Origin of the sequence: Paraburkholderia sp. SUR17, assembly GCF_029536165.1 — a bacterium.
GTDB classification, from domain to species: Bacteria; Pseudomonadota; Gammaproteobacteria; order Burkholderiales; family Burkholderiaceae; genus Paraburkholderia; species Paraburkholderia kururiensis.
Genome location: NZ_CP120509.1, coordinates 2970207 through 2987710, shown reverse-complemented (window position 1 = coordinate 2987710; position 17504 = coordinate 2970207). Strand labels below are relative to the sequence as shown.

17 protein-coding genes and 1 pseudogene are annotated in these 17504 nt (G+C 63.9%); 6 read left to right on the top strand and 12 right to left on the bottom strand.

Translation table 11 applies throughout. The features are described 5' to 3' along the window. Positions 1-149 precede the first annotated feature (149 nt). A complete protein-coding gene (yiaY, locus tag P2869_RS30565; protein WP_277598956.1) occupies positions 150-1301 on the bottom strand; it encodes an L-threonine dehydrogenase in 1152 nt (383 codons plus the stop codon). 135 nt (positions 1302-1436) lie between these two features. Then, complete coding sequence (locus P2869_RS30560) at positions 1437-2417, bottom strand: aldo/keto reductase (protein ID WP_277598955.1); 981 nt, start codon at positions 2415-2417, stop codon at positions 1437-1439. Positions 2418-2689: 272 nt separating this feature from the next. Between P2869_RS30560 and P2869_RS30555 the strand changes: the two genes are divergently transcribed. From P2869_RS30555 to P2869_RS30540, 4 genes and pseudogenes are all read left to right on the top strand, one after another. Beyond that, on the top strand, positions 2690-3046 hold the full coding sequence (locus P2869_RS30555) for a YciI family protein (RefSeq protein WP_017774075.1): 357 nt from the start codon (positions 2690-2692) through the stop codon (positions 3044-3046). A gap of 137 nt (positions 3047-3183) precedes the next feature. Beyond that, positions 3184-3609, top strand: coding sequence for a YciI family protein (locus P2869_RS30550; protein WP_277598954.1), 426 nt, complete (start codon positions 3184-3186; stop codon positions 3607-3609). Positions 3610-3623: 14 nt separating this feature from the next. Beyond that, a pseudogene (locus P2869_RS30545) lies at positions 3624-4025 on the top strand (VOC family protein); the annotation flags it as partial. Between the two features lie 92 nt (positions 4026-4117). Continuing rightward, positions 4118-5452 carry an RNA polymerase sigma factor gene (locus P2869_RS30540; RefSeq protein WP_277598953.1) on the top strand — a complete coding sequence of 445 codons (1335 nt, stop codon included), beginning with the start codon at positions 4118-4120 and terminating at the stop codon, positions 5450-5452. A 1-nt stretch (position 5453) separates the two neighbouring features. On the opposite strand, the gene P2869_RS30535 is transcribed toward P2869_RS30540, so the two are convergent. After that, entirely contained in the window at positions 5454-6173 is a 720-nt protein-coding gene (locus P2869_RS30535; RefSeq protein WP_277598952.1) for a winged helix-turn-helix domain-containing protein, read from the bottom strand. 162 nt (positions 6174-6335) lie between these two features. Between P2869_RS30535 and P2869_RS30530 the strand changes: the two genes are divergently transcribed. Together P2869_RS30530 and P2869_RS30525 are read left to right on the top strand one after the other, a co-directional pair. After that, complete coding sequence (locus P2869_RS30530; protein ID WP_277598951.1) at positions 6336-7760, top strand: MFS transporter; 1425 nt, start codon at positions 6336-6338, stop codon at positions 7758-7760. Between the two features lie 382 nt (positions 7761-8142). Continuing rightward, positions 8143-8616, top strand: a complete 474-nt coding sequence (locus P2869_RS30525) for a hypothetical protein (protein ID WP_277598950.1) — start codon at positions 8143-8145, stop codon at positions 8614-8616. A gap of 179 nt (positions 8617-8795) precedes the next feature. On the opposite strand, the gene gstA is transcribed toward P2869_RS30525, so the two are convergent. From gstA to msuE, 9 genes are all read right to left on the bottom strand, one after another. Then, positions 8796-9407 carry a glutathione transferase GstA gene (gstA, locus tag P2869_RS30520; RefSeq protein ID WP_126875474.1) on the bottom strand — a complete coding sequence of 204 codons (612 nt, stop codon included), beginning with the start codon at positions 9405-9407 and terminating at the stop codon, positions 8796-8798. A 153-nt stretch (positions 9408-9560) separates the two neighbouring features. Next, the gene (locus tag P2869_RS30515) at positions 9561-10478 is read right to left on the bottom strand and encodes a LysR family transcriptional regulator (protein ID WP_277598949.1); all 918 of its coding nucleotides are present in this window, start codon (positions 10476-10478) and stop codon (positions 9561-9563) included. A gap of 252 nt (positions 10479-10730) precedes the next feature. Continuing rightward, entirely contained in the window at positions 10731-11513 is a 783-nt protein-coding gene (locus P2869_RS30510; protein WP_277598948.1) for an ABC transporter ATP-binding protein, read from the bottom strand. Beyond that, positions 11510-12883, bottom strand: a complete 1374-nt coding sequence (locus P2869_RS30505; RefSeq protein WP_277598947.1) for an ABC transporter substrate-binding protein — start codon at positions 12881-12883, stop codon at positions 11510-11512. The genes P2869_RS30510 and P2869_RS30505 overlap by 4 nt, the downstream gene beginning before the upstream one ends. Positions 12884-12952: 69 nt before the next feature. Next, positions 12953-14008 carry a branched-chain amino acid ABC transporter permease gene (locus tag P2869_RS30500; protein WP_277598946.1) on the bottom strand — a complete coding sequence of 352 codons (1056 nt, stop codon included), beginning with the start codon at positions 14006-14008 and terminating at the stop codon, positions 12953-12955. An 8-nt stretch (positions 14009-14016) separates the two neighbouring features. Then, positions 14017-14898, bottom strand: coding sequence for a branched-chain amino acid ABC transporter permease (locus tag P2869_RS30495; protein ID WP_277598945.1), 882 nt, complete (start codon positions 14896-14898; stop codon positions 14017-14019). Positions 14899-14914: 16 nt separating this feature from the next. Further along, on the bottom strand, positions 14915-15736 hold the full coding sequence (locus P2869_RS30490; protein ID WP_277598944.1) for an ABC transporter ATP-binding protein: 822 nt from the start codon (positions 15734-15736) through the stop codon (positions 14915-14917). Beyond that, positions 15733-16836, bottom strand: coding sequence for a dimethylsulfone monooxygenase SfnG (gene sfnG / locus P2869_RS30485; RefSeq protein ID WP_017774061.1), 1104 nt, complete (start codon positions 16834-16836; stop codon positions 15733-15735). The genes P2869_RS30490 and sfnG overlap by 4 nt, the downstream gene beginning before the upstream one ends. A 34-nt stretch (positions 16837-16870) precedes the next feature. Next, entirely contained in the window at positions 16871-17476 is a 606-nt protein-coding gene (gene msuE, locus P2869_RS30480) for an FMN reductase (RefSeq protein ID WP_277598943.1), read from the bottom strand. Between the last annotated feature and the right edge of the window lie 28 nt (positions 17477-17504).

Below are 17504 nucleotides of genomic sequence, written 5' to 3'. Positions count from 1 at the left end.
GCCCGTGCAAGTCTAGCAGTGCAGGTTGAAACGTGGCGGGAACGAGATACTGAATGCGCTAAGCGCGCCGCGCAAAAAAGCACGAAAGGCGGAGAGTCCGCCCTTCGTGTGTCGTGACAGGCCGCTTTGCGACCTGCTTTCAAAGCGGCTTACATCGCAGCCTTGAAGATGCCCACGATATCTTCGTGGCTTGCCTTCAAGGGATTCGTGAGCCCGCACGCGTCTTTCAACGCATTGGTGGCGAGCGTATCGAAGTCTTCTTCCTTCACCTTGAGGTCGCGCAGTCCAGCCGGAATGCCGACGTCGCGGGCCAGCTTGCTGATGGCCTGAATGCAGGCCTGCGAGCCCTCGTAATTCGAGAGTCCCACAACATTGACGCCCATTGCCGCGGCCACGTCACGCAGTCGCTCTGCCGCCACACGCGCGTTGAACGCCTGCACGTGCGGCAGCAGCACCGCGTTGCAGACGCCGTGCGGCAAATCGTAGAAGCCACCCAACTGGTGAGCCATGGCATGCACGTAACCCAGCGACGCATTGTTGAACGCCATGCCCGCAAGGAACTGCGCGTAAGCCATGTTTTCGCGCACGGCGAGGTTGTTGCCGTCCGCCACGGCCGCGCGCAGCGACCCGGAAATCATCGTGATGGCCTTCAGTGCGCAGGCATCCGTGATCGGATTCGCTGCCGTGGAAACGTAGGCCTCTACGGCGTGCGTGAGCGCGTCCATGCCGGTGGCTGCGGTCAGGCTCTTCGGCATGCCCGTCATCAACTGAGGATCGTTGACCGAAAGCACCGGCGTGACGTGCTTGTCGACGATCGCCATTTTGATGTGGCGCACTTCGTCGGTAATGATGCAAAAGCGCGTCATTTCCGAAGCCGTGCCGGCTGTGGTGTTGATCGCGACCATGGGCAATTGCGGACGCGCGGAGCGGTCTACGCCTTCGTAGTCCTTGATCTCGCCGCCGTTGGCCGCCACGAGCGCAATGCCTTTGGCGCAGTCGTGCGGCGAGCCGCCGCCCAGCGAGATCACGCAGTTGCAACCGTGTTCGCGCAAGAGCGCGAGGCCGTCGGCTACGTTGCGTGTGTTCGGGTTTGGACGCGTGCCGTCGTAGACGCAGCTCTGAATCTGCTGCGCTTCGAGCAGCTTCTGCACGCCGGCGACCACGCCGATTTCGTTGAGCACCTTGTCGGTGACGATCAGGGCCTTGTGCAGGCCGTACTCTTTCATCGACTTCGCGGCTTCTTCCAGACAGCCGGCGCCGATCATGTTGACGGACGGAATGAAGAATGTGGAGGCAGGCATCGGTTCGCTCCCTGGCGATAAAGGTGACCTGCCTCGACGTTACGCCGCTCGCCGCGGCGATTTCTGATCCATCGCAAACGACAGACGATTTGACGCAGGGGTTATGCCGCTCGAATACCGCTGCGTCCCGCGTGTTTAAAGGTACCCCGCCACGTGATGCGGCACATAAGGCGCTTCGAGCTTCGCGATTTCGTCCTCAGTGAGCGCGAGCGAGAGCGCCGCAATCGCGTCGGTCAAATGGTGCGGCTTCGATACGCCCACAATCGGCGCCGTTACAGGATGCTTCTGCGCGACCCACGCGAGCGCTACCTGCGCACGCGACACGCCGCGCGCATTTGCAATCTGCGCCACGGCTTCCACGACTGCACGGTCCGCGTTGGCGGTGGCGTCGTAGAGCTTGTGCCCTACGGCGTCGGATTCCTGGCGCTCCGTGGTCTCGTTCCAGTCACGCGTGAGGCGGCCGCGCGCAAGGGGGCTCCAGGGCAGCACGGCGATCTTCTGGTCCGCGCACAGCGGCAGCATCTCGCGCTCTTCTTCGCGATACAGCAGGTTGAGGTGGTCCTGCATGCTCACGAACGACGTCCATCCGTTGAGCCGCGATGTGTAGAGCGCCTTGCTGAACTGCCACGCATGCATGGACGACGCGCCGATATACCGCGCCTTGCCCGCCTTCACCACGTCGTGCAGCGCTTCGAGCGTCTCTTCGATAGGCGTGTGATAGTCCCAGCGGTGGATCTGATAGAGATCGACGTAGTCGGTGCCAAGGCGGCGCAGGCTGTTGTCGATCTCGTTGAAGATCGCTTTGCGCGAGAGCCCCGCGCCGTTAGGCCCCGGACGCATGCGGTTATAGACCTTGGTTGCGATCACGATGTCGTCGCGCTTCGTGAAGTCGCGCAGCGCGCGGCCTACGATCTCTTCGGAGGTGCCGTCCGAATACGTGTTGGCCGTGTCGAAAAAATTGATGCCGGCTTCGATGGCCTCGCGGATGAGCGGACGGCTGCGATCTTCATCGAGCGTCCAGCTGTGATTGCCGCGTTCGGACACACCGTACGTCATGCAGCCAAGACACAGGCGTGACACTTCGAGTCCGGTGGAACCGAGCCTGACATAGTCCATTGCTGTTTCTCCTTGATGAAAGCAGAGGGCAGGGGCAAACGGCGCGGCGAGCGCGATCGTGCCGCGATAAGACGCCGTAAAGGGTTCAAGCCTATAACAGCCGGCTCAGCGCTGCAGGCTGTCGGGCGGGCGGTTATTGGCCTGGGTGACGCATCGCGCGGCGGCGAGTTGCGGTATGCTCAGCACGCATCGTTCTGTTGCGTCCATTCGTTGTCCATCGAAGTTCTCTGCCGTTCCCGTTGACCCGTTTGTGTTGTTCCACTGGAGCTTTCATGGCGTCCTACATGCTACTCATCGCCGAACCGCGCGGGCAGCGCGAAGATCGCACGATGCCCGAGGGCGAAGCGCTCTATCAGCGCATGCTCGACTTCGCCGCGGACCTGAAAGAGCGCGGTCAGCTCGTCATGACGCAATCGCTGCGCTCGGACCGCGACGCAGTGCGTGTGCAGGTGCGCGAGGGTCGTCCGCGTCTCGTGGATGGTCCGTTTGCCGAAGCGAAGGAAATGATCGGCGGCTTCTTTCTCATTGAATGCGCGAGCCGCGACGAAGCAGTTGCCATCGCACAGCAGTGTCCCGCCGCGCAATGGGCCACGGTGGAAGTGCGCGAACTTGGTCCCTGCTTTACCTGACCAGGTATTTACCCTGGTGACACGTCTCGTCACCGTCTTTCGTGTCGATTCGCCTGCGCGTCGTGCGTCGTGTGAATGAAAACGTACCGGCAAGCGCCGGCCATTCATTCAATCGACGAGCCCAAAAGGAGAACGCGATGCGATTCATGATCATGGTGAAAGCGACGGCACAGAGCGAGGCGGGCATCATGCCCGCCGACGACACGGTGTTCGCCGCAATGGCGACTTATCACGAGGAGCTGGCGAAGGCGGGCGTGCTGCTCGATGCGTCCGGCCTGCAGCCCACGTCGAAGGGCTGGCGCATCCGTTATTCGGCGGGCAAGCGCAGCGTGATCGACGGCCCGTTCGTGGAGACGAAGGACCTGATTGCCGGCTACACGCTGATCCAGGTGCGTTCGCGCGAGGAAGCGATGGAATGGGCGCGGCGCTTCCCGGCGCCGTTCGGCGAAGACGCGGATGGCGAGATCGAAGTGCGCCAGCTTTACGAGTTGGAAGACGTCGAACAGAGCGAGGCGATCCAGCGTTTTCGCGAACTCGAAACCACCAGGACCACGACGCGCTGAACAAGGAGCGAACCATGCACAAGCAAATCTTCGTCAACCTCGGCGTTCGCGACCTCAAGCGCGCGATGGACTTCTTCAGTCACCTCGGCTTCACGTTCGATCCGAAATTCACGAACGACCAGGCGGCCAGCATGATCGTCGGCGAGAACATCTTCGTGATGCTGCTGCAGACCGATTTCATGGCGACGTTCACGAGCCGGCCCTTGGCCGATCCGCGAGCGAGCACCGAAGTGCTCGTTTGTCTGTCGTGCGAGAGCCGTGCCGAAGTGGATTCGCTGGTGGAGAAGGCGCTTGCCGCAGGCGGGCGATCGGACCGTGCGCCGCAAGACTACGGCTTCATGTACGGGCGCAGCTTCGAGGATGTGGACGGGCACATCTGGGAACTCGTGCACATGATGGGCGATCCGCCGGCTGCTGCTGACGCAGACAAGAGCAGCGCGGAGAGCCGTGCAGAGAACGGCGCGACCGGGCAATCGCACGAGCAGGCCCACGCGGGCACAGGTGCATCGTGACGGGTGCGGCGACCAGTGCGACGCATCGGGCGATTGAAGCGGTATGGCGCATCGAGTCCGCGAAGGTGATTGCCCACGTGGCGCGTGTGGTGCGCGACGTGGGACTCGCGGAAGAGATCGCGCAGGACGCGCTCGTCGCCGCGCTGGAGCGCTGGCCCGAAACCGGTGTGCCGGACAACCCGGGAGCGTGGCTCATGACCACCGCGAAGAACCGCGCGCTCGACCGGCTGCGGCTTGCCGCGCTGCACGCGCGCAAGCATGAGGAGTTGGGCGCGGACCTCGATGCGCTCGAAGCGCACGTCGTGCCGGATTTCGTCGATGCGCTCGATGCCGCGCGCGAAGACGACATCGGCGACGATCTGCTGCGGCTCGTGTTCACGGCGTGTCATCCGGTGCTCTCTACGGATGCACGCGTCGCGCTTACGTTGCGGCTGCTGGGCGGGCTTACCACCGACGAGATTGCCCGCGGGTTTCTCGTGGCCGAGGCGACCATCGCGCAGCGCATCGTGCGGGCGAAGCGCACGCTCGCTGCCGCGAAAGTGCCGTTCGAAGTGCCGCACGCAGAGGCGCGAGCGCTGCGTCTGGAGTCGGTGCTCGAAGTGATCTACCTCGTTTTCAACGAAGGCTACTCGGCCACAGCCGGCGACGACTGGATGCGGCCCGCGTTGTGCGAAGAGGCGCTGCGGCTCGGGCGCGTCCTCGCGCAACTCATGCCTGAGACGAGCGAAGTGCATGGCCTCGTCGCGCTGATGGAGATCCAGGCGTCACGCCTTCACGCGCGCGTCGATGCGCAAGGCCGGCCCGTGTTGCTCGCCGATCAGGATCGCAGCCGCTGGGACGCGCTCTTGATCCGCCGCGGTCTTGCCGCGCTCGAACGCGCCGAGGCGTTGGGCGGCGCGCTGGGACCCTACGCGCTGCAGGCCGCACTCGCGGCCTGCCATGTACGCGCTCGCACGGTGGAGGAGACCGACTGGCCGCAGATCGTCGCCCTCTACGACGCGCTCGCGCAGGTCGCGCCGTCGCCCGTGGTGGAACTCAATCGCGCGGTGGCGGTGAGCATGGCATTCGGTCCTGCAGCGGGGCTCGAAATTGTCGAACAGCTTGCCGACGATCCCGCGCTTGCGAGCTACCCGTGGCTGCCCGCCGCACAGGGCGACCTGCTCGCAAGACTCGGACGACGCGACGAAGCGCGCGCGGCGTTCGAGCGCGCCGCAGCGATGACGCGAAACCGGCGCGATCAGGAGGTGCTGCTGGCGCGCGCGGCCGGGATGGGAAAAGAGGCGCCGGAGGTCGACCTTGGGACACCCTCGGAAGCAAAGAAGCCGCGTTGAATCACGGCTCGCACGAAAGCGTGCCGAGGCGGCCCTCGATGCCGAGATGCTCTTTCAACGCGTCCCAGCCCGACGGCGTGATTTGCACCGCGCGCGACGACTTCTCGCGCCGCAGCCAGCCATGACCGCACATCACGGCCATGAACTGCACGCCGAGCGGCCCGGCGAGGTGATGCTGCCGCTCCGTCCAGTCGAGGCACTGGCGCGCGAGACCGCACCGCGTCGGCTTCACGGCGCTAACGTCGAGCCCGATACCCGCGAACCATTGGTGCCCGTGCGGCGTCACGTCGAACTGCTTGTCTTCGGTCTCGACCAGCGCGCCGCGGCTCACGAGCGCCTGCGTCACCGCCACGCCCACTTGCCCCGCGAGGTGGTCGTAGCAGCAGCGTGCAAAACGTAGCCGCTGCGCTTGCGGGCTGAGCGGCTTGCGTCGTATGTCGCCCGACGGCGGCACGATGGACGCGAGGTTCTCCAACACGAGCGCCACGTGCGGCCCGCTGAGCCGGTAATACCGATGCCGCCCCTCCGTTTCCACCGCGACCAGCCCGCCGTCGAGCAACCGCGCCAGGTGCGTGCTGGCCGTCTGCGCCGTGACGCCCGCGGCGTAGGCAAGCTCGCCGGCGGGCAACGCGCGACCATCGACGAGTGCGAGCAGTATCTTCGAGCGCGCGGGATCGGCGATCAGGAACGCGGTTGACGCGATGTTCGGTTGCACTTCCATGTCTGTCTCCGTTGCTGTCCTTTGCTGTCCCTTGTTGTCCCGATCACCAGCGAGGTCATGATAGGCCGCCACCGTGCGTGCATGCTTCGATGCGCATCGAAGCGTTGAAGGGCCGGCCGCCACCACACTGGACGCATGTTCCTGTTCGGACCGTTTTGCACGATGGAAAGCCTCCTGACCACCCAGGGCCGCCGCGCCTCGCAGCGCCGCGTGCTCGCCGCGACGAGCATCAGCTATGTCGTCGTGATTCTCGATACGTCGATCGTCAATGTGGCGCTTCAATCGATTGGCACCACGTTCGGTGGCGGCATGGCGGCGCTGCAATGGGTAGTGAACGCTTACACGCTCGCGTTCGCGAGTTTGCTGCTCACGGGCGGCATGCTGGGCGACCGGTGGGGCGCGCGAAAAAGCTATCTTGGCGGACTCGCCGTATTCACCGTAGCGTCCGCGCTCTGCGGCTTCGCCCCCGACATGACGGTGCTGATCGCGGCGCGCGTGCTTCAAGGCGTGGGTGCCGCTTTGCTCGTGCCGTGCTCGCTCACCCTGCTCAACGGCGCGTATCCCGATGCCGGCGAGCGAGCGCGCGCCATCGGCGTGTGGGCCGGTTGCGGCGGCGCGGCGCTGGCGGCGGGCCCGCTCGCGGGCGGCGTGCTCATCGACGTGTGGGGCTGGCGCGGCATCTTCGCCGTGAATGTGCCGATCGGCCTGCTTGGCATCTGGCTCACGCTGCGCGTGGCTCGCGACGAACGACGCGCGACCGCTCGCCATTTCGATGTCGCGGGCCAGATTGCGGCGATCGTCGCGCTAGGTGCGTCGATTGCCGTGCTGATCGAAGGCGGGGCGCTGGGGTGGGGCTCGCCGGCTGTGGTGGCTGGCATCGGCGTGAGCGTGGCGGCGTGGGCGAGCTTCATCTGCATCGAAGCGCGACGGGCACAGCCGATGCTGCCGCTCGCATTCTTCCGCCACGGCGTGTTCACGGGCGCGGCGTTCGCTGCGATGACGACGGCGCTCACCTCGTTCGGACTTGTCTTCGTGCTGGCCCTGTACTTCCAGCGTGCGCGAGGCTACTCGCCGTTGTGGACGGGGCTCGCGTTCCTGCCGCTCACCGTGGTGGTGACGGGCGGCAACGTCGCGGTGGGGCGACTCGTCAAAACCTACGGTGCGCGCTGGCCGTTGACCGCGGGGCTGGCGCTGCAGGCCGCGGGATTCGCCGCACTGGCGCTGCCCGACACCACTGCGCCTTACTGGCTCGTCGCGTTGCCGCTGCCGCTGGTCGGCCTGGGCGGCGGCTTCGTGACGCCCGCTGCCACTGCGGCGCTGATGGACACCGTCGATGCGCGCCGCGCGGGCATTGCCGCTGGCGTGCTGAACTCGGCGCGCCAGGCTGGCGCAGCGCTGGGCGTCGCGGTGTTCGGGACGCTGCTGGCTGTTGAACCGCGTTTCATTGATGGGATGCGGGAATCGCTGTGGGTTTCTTGCGCGCTTTCGGTCGTAGCGATTGCCGCGTGGTGGGGCGGGTGCCACGCGGCGCAGGCGGCGAGCGGGGCGGTGGGTCGAGGTGAACTGACCTCGAATGTCAAAAGTTGATGCGCATAAACTTTTGGTGGCGAGGGCGAGGGCGAGGGCGAGGGCGAGGGCGAGGGCGAGGGCGAGGGCGAGGGCGAGGGCGAGGGCGAGGGCGAGGGCGAGGGCGAGGGCGAGGGCGAGGGCGAGGGCGAGGGCGAGGGCGGTCGGGTGGCGGTGATGCGGTGAAGCCGGCGGAGCAGTGAGCGTAGCGGCCGAGAAGGAAAGGCCGGCCACGTGGAGGGCCGACGCTCGACCGTGAGATCACGCCCGCGCCCTCTACCGTGGCCGTGTCCCACACCTCGTAACACGTCCCAATTGCCCGCTTTATCCACCTTCGGGAAGTGCGTTTGCTACGCTTCAACGATCTAGGCGACGGCCGTCGCCTGTCTTTCCGGAGGCTTTCATGTTGCGAGCGCTCGTCCGTTGCAGTCTGCTTTCCACGCTGTCCGCCGTGTTGACGGCATCCATGCTGGTTGTGCCGTCCGCGGCGTGGAGCGCCGATTCGGCGTCTGCGGCACCTACCGCATCCTCTGCGGCTACCGCCAATTCCGCTTCCACCGCGCAGCCCGCCAGCGACACCTTCCTGCTCACCATCTTCCTGCGCCACGACGAGTCGAAGCCACTCCCCAAGATCAACGAACAACTGCGCGAGCAGGGGTTCTACAAGACGTTTCCGCCGCCCGGCATCGAGGTGGTGTCGTGGTACGTGATGATGGGCGTGGGCCAGGTCGTCACGCTGCGTGTACCCGCCAGCCGCTTGCGCGAGGTGAATCGCGCCATCGAAAACACGGCGTGGGGCGGCTATCGCACCGAGTTCTATCCCACTTACGACTACAAGGCGGTTGCCGAGCACATGCGTGCAACTAACGGTCAATGAGGGGTCGAGCGGACGCGTTGGCGGCTCTCGGGCGACGGGTCGAGCAACATCCGCTTGCCAGACGAACGACGCCCCTGTGAGCGCTCACTTACGCCGTACCTCAAGCGACGCGAGATGAGCAGTCTTCTCGTCGCCCGAAAGCGGAGGCTGCGATCGGTACCGCTGCGCGAAGGGTCCGGCTACGCATCGGGCGCCGCTTCTTCCGCGGCGAGTGCGGCCTTGACCGTTTCTCGCGCGCCGACGCGTTCCATGAAGCGCGCGAGCGCCGGCCAGCTATCGATATCGATCGAGAATCTCGGCAGCCACGACAGCACCGTGTACAGATAAGCGTCCGCCACACCAAAGTTGCCCAGCAGATAGTCTTGCCGCGAGAGCGTGGCGCTGACCGTATCCAGGCGTTTGCATAGCTTCTGCTTGAAAAGCCCTTTCACCGCGTCCGGAATTTCGGCATTGAACAGCGGACTGCAGCCGGCATGAATTTCCGAGGTGATGAAGTTGAGCGTTTCGTGAAGCCGCACGCGCTCCCAGCTTCCGTTCGGCGGCGCGAGTCCCAATTGAGGTTTCAGGTCGGCCAGATACTGGAGTATCGCGGGACCTTCGGTGAGCACGGCCCCGTTGTCGAGCATGAGCGCAGCAACGTAGCCGTTCGGGTTCACCGCGAGGAAGTTCCCACCTTCGGATGTGCGCTTCGTTTTGTTGTTGACTCGAACGAGATCGAACGGCAGACCGAGTTCGCGAAGGACGATATGCGGCGAAAGCGAACACGCGTTGGGAGCGAAATAGAGTTTCATGGCAATGGATCGTTGGTCGTGTCGAGACGGTGCAGGGCGCGATGGTCGGCGCGGCTTGCGTCGTCGCGTGGCGAACTGTCCCTGCAGGCGATCCTATGGCCTTGTCCTGTGCTCCACAAAATTAGAATTCGAGCGAGCCGGAATCAGCTCGCCTTATGACATCGTCGAGATGGCGCGCCTGGGCCGGCGGGCCGCCACGGCGGTTCGTTGCAACTGGTCGAACAGCGCCTGGATCGCGGGTGCGTTGCGGGCGGCTTCGGAACACGCAAGGCCGAACTCGCGGTACATCGGCGTACGCAGATTCAGCACACGCAACCCCTCCCGCTTATCCGGCAACGTCGACTCGGGAACGAGCGACACCCCCACGCCTTCGCGAATCAGCTTGAAAGCCGTCGACCAGTCGCGCACGCAGATGCGAACATCGGACAACGCGAATCCCGCACTTTCCAGCAGCCATTTGCTGTTTCGGCGACACCCGCCTGTGGCGAGCACGTACGGCTGATCTACGAGTTCTTCGAGCGACACCGCGATGCTGCTGGACCGGCGCCCCAGCGGATGGCCGGTCGGTGCCGCCACGACCCATGCATCGCGCCCAAGCACCAGCGCATCACGTTCGGGACCGGCATCCAGAACGACGCCGACATCAATGGCCCCCTCTGCAAGCCATGTTTCGATTTCCTCGTCGGTGCCCTCGAGCGAAATGACCTCAATGCCCGGATACAGCTGCCCAAACGATTGCAGAAAGCTTGGCAACAGGTTCGCAAAGATCGAAGGAAAAGTGGCGAGTCTGATTCGCCCGCCATGCAGCCCGCGTGACGCATCGACGAGCGACTTGATGGACTCCCATTCGGCGACCATGCGTCGCGCCCGCTCGGTCACCTGCTCGCCGATCGCCGTCACGGTGGTGCTGCGCCGGTCTCGCTGAAGCACCTTCACGCCCAGCATGTCTTCCAGTTGACTGATGGCCTGGCTCGCGCCGGATTGCGTCATGCCGACCTGTGCAGCGGCCTTCGAGATTGAGCGGGCGTCAGCCACGGCCAACAGCAGCCGCCAATGCATCAGGTTCATCATGATCGGTCATCCGGCTTATCGTTGAAGACGCGCTGCGGGAGTGACCGTGCGAGTGCATTTTTTCAGGCACTTCAGTTGTCGAGCAAAACTCGTCGGGCCCCCTTCACGCAGCGAGGCTCATTTTCGCATGGCAGCTTTTTTCCGGGATTACACGGCATACGAGTGCGTACCGCGATGCTCGATCATGAACACGCGGCCTGATCGAAATCGAAAGAAGACCTTGAATACAAGGAAACGAGATTGCGTGAGTCGTCACTGAAGGCCGACAGCCGCGTCCACGCCTGCCCGTTTCGCCCCACCCAGATAAGCATCCCGAAGTACGTCCGAGCTTGCAAGCTGCGCCGCCGGCCCTTGCGCCACAACTCGTCCACTTTCCAGCACGTACCCGTACTGTGCGTGCCGTAGCGCGACCGCCGCATTCTGTTCGGCGAGCAGAACGCTCACGCCTTCATCCCGATTCAGTGCCGCCACCACTTCGAAAATCTCTTCCACGACGTGGGGTGCAAGGCCCATCGATGGTTCGTCCAGCAAGATCAGCGAGGGCCGCGCAACCAATGCGCGGCCTAATGCCACCATCTGCTGTTCGCCGCCCGAGGTGTGGCCGGCCAACGCATGGCGCCGTTCCTTTAAGCGCGGAAAAATCGCATACACGCGGTCCACTTCGGTGCCGAGCGCGCGGCGCGTCGGCCTGTGCACGAACGCGCCGATGCGCAGGTTTTCTTCCACTGTGAGATGCGCGAAGCAGCGCCGTCCCTCCAGCACCTGGACGAGTCCACGCTTAGCGAGTGACCACGGGTCGATGTTCGCAACAGATTCGCCGCGGTAGATGATGCGGCCCGCTTCCAGTGCGCCGCGTTCCGCGCGAACGAGGTTCGAGACGGCCTTCAGCGTCGTGGTTTTGCCCGCACCGTTGCCGCCCAGCAGGGCAACGAAACCCCCTTTCGGAACGGTCAGCGATACGTCGCTTACAGCGGGCGCGAGCCCGCCGTACGCCACGCGAATTGCGTCGACCTGGAGGATGGGTGTGTCACTCATGCGCCTACGTCCTTGCTGCAATCGCGTGGTGTGATGCCCTTCTCTTTCGCGTACGCGTTCGCCGATTTTTCGATGATGGGTCGCAGCAACGCGCGGTCCGCCTGCACCCAGCCGCTCACCACGTTCCACTTCGTGCCGTCCCATTGCTGAAAGCGCACCGCACCGCCGCCTTCGTGGTCCGCGCACGAAAGCTTGAGCGGCTGCACGAGACCGTATGCGCCGAGCTGCTTGAGCCGCGCGTCATCGAGTTTCAGATGCTCGAAGCCCCAGCGCACCTGTTCGCCTGTCAGCGGTTTGTTGCCGAAGCGGGCCTGCGCCACGCGCAACGCCTCGACGTTCAGGATGCCGTTGACCACGCCCAGGTTGTAGTACACGGTGCCGAACCGCGCAGGGTCTTTGAGGTTGCCGTTGCCGGGCTTAATGACGTACTGGTTGATGGCCTGAACCACGGGGTAGTCGGTGCCCGATGGATGCGTGGTGATGGAAAGAAAGCCTTTTGCCGCATCGCCCGCGGGCCGCACGTCTTCTTCGGAATTGCTCCAGATGTTGCCGATGATGTGGTTGGCCGGGTACCCCACCTTCTGAGCGGACTTCAGCGCGACCGGATTCATCACGCCCCAGCCGCGCAGAATCACCCAGTCAGGATTGATGCGGTGAATCGTGAGCCATTGGGAGCCCTGTTCGTTGCCCGGATGCGGCACCTCGATCTGCGTCAGCGAAAAACCGTACTTCTTCGCAAGAATGTCGAGCACCGGAATCGTCTCGCGGCCATAGGGCGAGCCGTGATAGAGCACAACGATCTTCTTGCCCTGCAACGCGCCCAGTCCGCCCGACTGCTGTCCGATGTAATTGATGATCGCCGATACCTCGCTATACGGGTTCAACTGAAGCGGGAAGACATACGGAAACACGGCGCCGTCGGTCGAATCCGTACGACCGTGGTTGATCGTGATGAGCGGCAGACGATCCGCCGTAGAGCGGTCCAGCGTGGCGTAGGCGATGCCGACTGAAAGCGGATTGGTGGCCGCGGCCGGCGCGCCGTTCAGGCCGTGCTTCAGACGCTCATAGCATTCCACGCCCTTTTCGACCACATATTCGGTCTCGCACTCGCTCCATGTCAGCTTGACGCCGTTCACGCCGCCGTCGCGCGCGTTGATGAGTTGCAGGTAATCGATGAAGCCGCCGAAGAAGCCGCTGCCGCCGGCCGCATACGGTCCTACGCGATAGCTTTGCAGCGGGAAGTATTGCTCGCCGGCCGCTTGCGCATTCGGAGCATTGCTCAAGGCAAGCGCAATGCCCAGTGCGGCAGTGGCGATTACGTTCGTCAATTGCGCGCGAGTGAAGCGCCGCTGTTTGCTTTTTCCGTTCATTGATGTGGGATCCTTATCGAGTTTGAGATGTGTGAAGGGTGCAGGTAAAAGAGAGCTTGTTCGATCCGGTCAGGCGAGGTGACGCGCCCGCAACCGTTGAAAGGTGGTTTGGAGCAGCCGTGCGAGTCCTTCGGGCTCTCGCACGAGGAAGACGATGATCAACGTGCCGAGTACGATTTTCTGCAGGTTTTGCAGCTGACCCGCTTCGATTCCAACGTGCGACAGTGCACTCGCCGCATTGGAGAGCAGGATGGGCAGCAACACGATGAAGGCCGCGCCGAGCAGATTGCCGCCCACACTGCCCATGCCGCCGATAATCACGATGAACAGCACCTGGAACGACAGGTTCAGATCGAAGCCGTGCGGTTCCACGGTGCCGAGGTAGACGAACGCCCACAGCGCACCGGCAATGCCGATCACGAACGAACTGAGCGCGAATGCATAAAGGCGCGATGCCGCAACCGGAATGCCGATCACGCTTGCGGCGGTGTCCATGTCGCGCACGGCCATCCAGCGCCTACCCAATTCACTGCGCACGAGACGCGCGCCAAACGCGAACAGCAGCAACACCGTGCCCAACACGAAGAGGTAGCGGGACACGGGCGTATCGATCTGCCAGGTGCCGATGGCAAGTCTTGGCGCCGAGAGCACGCCCGACGTATCGTCGTTCGAAAACCAGCTGACTTTCGTGAACAGCCATTCCACGAAGAACTGCGCTGCGAGTGTCGAGACGATCAGATAGAAGCCCTTGATGCGCAATGCGGGCAGGCCGAACAGCGCGCCAACGGCAGCGGTGATGAGCCCGCCGCCAAGGAGTGCCGCCGGCAAGGGCAGCCATGGCACGCGCACGATCAGGTTGTAGGTGGCGTAGGCGCCCACGGCCATGAACGCGGCCGAGCCGAGCGAGAGTTGCCCGGCGTAGCCTGTGACGAGATTGAGGCCGAGCGCCGCGGCTGAGAGCACGAGGAATGGCGTGAGCACGGCGGTCAACCAGTACTCGCTCGCAAACGCGGGCACCACGCCAAATAGAACGGCCGCGACGGCGACGCTTGCAACAAGCGTCCATACGCGCTGGCCGCGCAATTCGGAGATGGAGGGGGGAGAAGGAGCAAGGCGAGTGGACATGGCGGGCCTCACACGCGTTCGACGGCGGGCTCGCCAAAGAGCCCCACAGGCCGCACCAGCAGGCACAGCATCGCGAGAACGTAGGGGAACCAGTTCTCGATGCCGCCGCCTACCCATGCGCCGACGTACACCTCGGCGAGTTTTTCGGTACCGCCTACGATGAGGCCGCCCACAATCGCTCCCACGATCGACGAAAAGCCGCCAATGATCAGCACCGGAAGCGCCTTGAGCACGACGAGCGACAGCGAGAACTGCACGCCGAGCCGCGCGCCCCACAATAGCCCGGCCACGAGGCTCGCGAAGCCGGCCAGTGCCCAGACGACAGCCCACACGCGCGGCAACCGTATGCCGACGGCGAGCGCGGCAAGCGGGTCGTCGGCCACGGCGCGCAGCGAAAGGCCGAAGCGCGTATATCGCGCGAGCAGCGCGAGCACGGTGACGAGCACGCCGGCCGTTGCGGCGGCAAATAGATCGAGCTGGCTGACCATCACGCCCGCGAGCGCGAGCGGCTTGTCGTCGATTCCGATGTCGAGACCATGTACCTGTGCGCCCCACACGAGTTGCGCCGCGCCTTCGAGAATGAAGCTCAAGCCGAGCGTCGCCATGAAGAGCACGATGGGCGCACGGTTCACGAGCGGCCGCAACACGAACCGCCCTACCGCGAGTGCGATGGCGACAAGCGCCGCAAGCGTGATGGCGAATGCGAGCCACGGCGCAATGTGCCGCTCGACGAGGCTCACGAACGTGAGTGCGCCGAACAGTACCAGCGCACCCTGCGCATAGTTGAAGACGCCCGAAGCCTTGTAGATCAGCACGAAACCGATCGCCACGAGCGAATACATGACGCCGGCAAGCAGGCCGCCGGCCAGCACTTCGAAAAAGAAATCCATCGGTTCAATCCATGGGTCAGTGGCGCGTGCCGAGATAGGCGGCGAGCACAGCCGGGTTCGCACGCACCTCGGCGGGCGTGCCGTCGGCGATCTTCTTGCCGTAATCGAGCACTACGACGTGGCTGGAAATGTCCATCACCAGGCCGATGTCGTGCTCGATCAGCACGACTGTCACGCCGAGCCGCGCGTTTGCATCGGCGATGAAACGCGCCATCTCGGCTTTTTCTGCGGCATTCATGCCGGCCATCGGTTCGTCGAGCAGCAAGAGCCGAGGCTCGGCGGCGAGTGCCCGTGCCAGTTCCACGCGTTTTTGTAAGCCATACGACAGCGTGCCGACCGGCGTGCTGCGATAACGGGCGAGATCGAGTGCGTCGATCACGTTATCCGCGTGCTCGCGTTGCTGCACTTCATCGCGCCGCGCGCGGCCTACGCCGAAGGTCTGCTCGATCCACGTGCTGTGCCGGTGCAAGCTGCGCCCCGTCAGTACGTTGTCGAGCACGCTCATCCGCCGAAAGAGCGCGATGTTCTGGAACGTTCGCGCGATGCCGGTGTGTGCCGCGTGGTAGGCGTTCATCCGCGCATACGCGTGGCCCGCGAAGCGGATCGTGCCGCGCTGCGGTGCATACACGCCGTTGATGACGTTCAGCAGCGAACTCTTGCCCGCACCGTTCGGGCCGATCAGCGAGCAGATGGCGCCGGCCTCCACATCGAAACTCAAGTCGGCAATGGCCTGCACGCCATCGAACGACAGCGAAATGTTCTCGAGCGAAAGCAGCGGGACGTCCGCGGCATGTGTCGCGGCCACGCTTCCCGCAGCGGATGAGGGCACCACGTTCATGCCGCCTTTGCCTCGCGTGCCGCTTCAAGCTCACGCACGAGCGGCAAGACCTTCTTCCCGAAATACTCCACTTCCTCGATGAAGTGCAGGAAACCGGCAAGCACAAGATCGACGCCTACTGACTTGAGTTCCACGATGCGTTCGGCAATCTGCTGCGGCGTGCCGATCAGATTCGTGCGGAAGCCGTCGTTGTACTGCACGAGGTCTTCGAAGGTGGACTTCGCCCAGTTGCCTTCGCCCTCGGGCGACGCCTTGCCTGCCTCCTTCACCGCATCGCCGAATGCATGCACGGCTTCCACGTGCGCATGCCGGATGATGTCGTCGAGCACGGCCTTCGCTTCTTCTTCCGTATCGCGCGCGATGACGAAGGCATTCACGCCAATGCGCACCGTGTGACCGTTCTTTGCGGCCTTGCTTTGAATGTCGTCGATCTGGGTCTTCAGGTTTTCCACCGTATTGCCGTTGGTGAAATACCAATCCGAAACGCTTGCTGCGTTGTCGCGAGCGGCACGCGAGCTGCCGCCCTGGAAGATTTCGGGATGCGGCTTCTGAACAGGCTTGGGGCTCAACGTGTATTCGTTGAAGCGATAGAAATCGCCTTTGAACGTGAAGCGGTCTTGCGTCCAGATGCCCTTCAAGGCACGAATGAATTCGTTCGACCGCCGATACCGTTCGTCGTGTTCAAGCCACGGTTCGCCGATCGCCGTGAACTCGCCCTTGAACCAGCCGCTTACCACGTTGATCGCAATGCGCCCGTTCGAGATGTGGTCGATGGTGGCAATCTGCTTGGCGACCACGGCCGGATGCCACGGCCCAGGCAGGATGGCGGCAAGCACCTTGAGCTTCGTCGTGGCGTGCAACAGCGCCTGGCTGAACGACACGGATTCGTGCTGGTATTCGGCGCCGTAGCCTGCCGTGAAGCGGATCTGGCTCAGTGCGTATTCGAAGCCGGCATCTTCGGCCACGCGTGCGAGCTTCTGGTTGTATTCGAGGCTCCAGTCGGTGCGTTGCGGGATCGTGCTCACAACCAGGCCGCCGCTCACGTTGGGCACCCAGTAGGCGAATTTCACGGCGTCGTCGCGGGAAACGGTATCGGTCATCGGAAAATCCTCGTGAAGGCAAATGGATCGGAATTCACGCAGCGGCCGTAACAGCGTGCGCAGGTGAGGGCGTAGAGAAGGAATCTGCACTGGATAGCGAAGACCGCTGCTGTACGAACGGCAATGCTCGCGAAACAGCCAGTGCGAGGCGGTCGCGCAGTGAATCGCTGGCAATGGCGTAGTGATCGAAATCACGTTCGGACGCATAGACGCCAATGGGCAACGTGTGTGCCTGGAAGAAGCTGAAGAGCGGGCGCAACTGATGGTCGATCACGAGCGCGTGCCGCTCGCTGCCGCCGGTTGCGGCGAGCAGCACGGGTACATCGAACAACGCTTCGTGATGCACGAGGTCGAACAGGTGCTTGAAGAGCCCTGTAAACGAGGCGCGATACACGGGGCTGCCCACAACGAGCAGATCGGCGGATTCGATGGCGTCGATATGGGCGCGCACGTCCGGCGTCAGCCGGTCGCGATCCAATGAGGCGGCAAGCTGGGGCGCAATCTCGCCAAGCTCCACGAGATGAGTGTCCGCAGCAAGGCTCGCCGCAAGCGTCGTCACCAGATGCTCCACGAGCACATGGGTGCGCGACGGCCGGCGCACGCTGCCCGATACCCCGACGATTTTCAGTTTTCTGCTCATACGGCTGCGTCCTTGTCGCAAGACAGTG

Excerpts from the sequence above, each read along its gene's own strand:
- P2869_RS30495 (WP_277598945.1), bottom strand. The coding sequence starts at position 14,898 with ATGGATTTCTTTTTCGAAGTGCTGGCCGGCGGCCTGCTTGCCGGCGTC.
- P2869_RS30500 (WP_277598946.1), bottom strand. The coding sequence starts at position 14,008 with ATGTCCACTCGCCTTGCTCCTTCTCCCCCCTCCATCTCCGAATTGCGC.
- P2869_RS30550 (WP_277598954.1), top strand. The coding sequence starts at position 3,184 with ATGCGATTCATGATCATGGTGAAAGCGACGGCACAGAGCGAGGCGGGC.
- P2869_RS30505 (WP_277598947.1), bottom strand. The coding sequence starts at position 12,883 with ATGAACGGAAAAAGCAAACAGCGGCGCTTCACTCGCGCGCAATTGACG.
- sfnG (WP_017774061.1), bottom strand. The coding sequence starts at position 16,836 with ATGACCGATACCGTTTCCCGCGACGACGCCGTGAAATTCGCCTACTGG.
- gstA (WP_126875474.1), bottom strand. The coding sequence starts at position 9,407 with ATGAAACTCTATTTCGCTCCCAACGCGTGTTCGCTTTCGCCGCATATC.
- P2869_RS30515 (WP_277598949.1), bottom strand. The coding sequence starts at position 10,478 with ATGATGAACCTGATGCATTGGCGGCTGCTGTTGGCCGTGGCTGACGCC.
- P2869_RS30560 (WP_277598955.1), bottom strand. The coding sequence starts at position 2,417 with ATGGACTATGTCAGGCTCGGTTCCACCGGACTCGAAGTGTCACGCCTG.
- P2869_RS30530 (WP_277598951.1), top strand. The coding sequence starts at position 6,336 with ATGGAAAGCCTCCTGACCACCCAGGGCCGCCGCGCCTCGCAGCGCCGC.
- P2869_RS30510 (WP_277598948.1), bottom strand. The coding sequence starts at position 11,513 with ATGAGTGACACACCCATCCTCCAGGTCGACGCAATTCGCGTGGCGTAC.
- P2869_RS30490 (WP_277598944.1), bottom strand. The coding sequence starts at position 15,736 with ATGAACGTGGTGCCCTCATCCGCTGCGGGAAGCGTGGCCGCGACACAT.
- yiaY (WP_277598956.1), bottom strand. The coding sequence starts at position 1,301 with ATGCCTGCCTCCACATTCTTCATTCCGTCCGTCAACATGATCGGCGCC.
- P2869_RS30525 (WP_277598950.1), top strand. The coding sequence starts at position 8,143 with ATGTTGCGAGCGCTCGTCCGTTGCAGTCTGCTTTCCACGCTGTCCGCC.
- msuE (WP_277598943.1), bottom strand. The coding sequence starts at position 17,476 with ATGAGCAGAAAACTGAAAATCGTCGGGGTATCGGGCAGCGTGCGCCGG.
- P2869_RS30535 (WP_277598952.1), bottom strand. The coding sequence starts at position 6,173 with ATGGAAGTGCAACCGAACATCGCGTCAACCGCGTTCCTGATCGCCGAT.
- P2869_RS30555 (WP_017774075.1), top strand. The coding sequence starts at position 2,690 with ATGGCGTCCTACATGCTACTCATCGCCGAACCGCGCGGGCAGCGCGAA.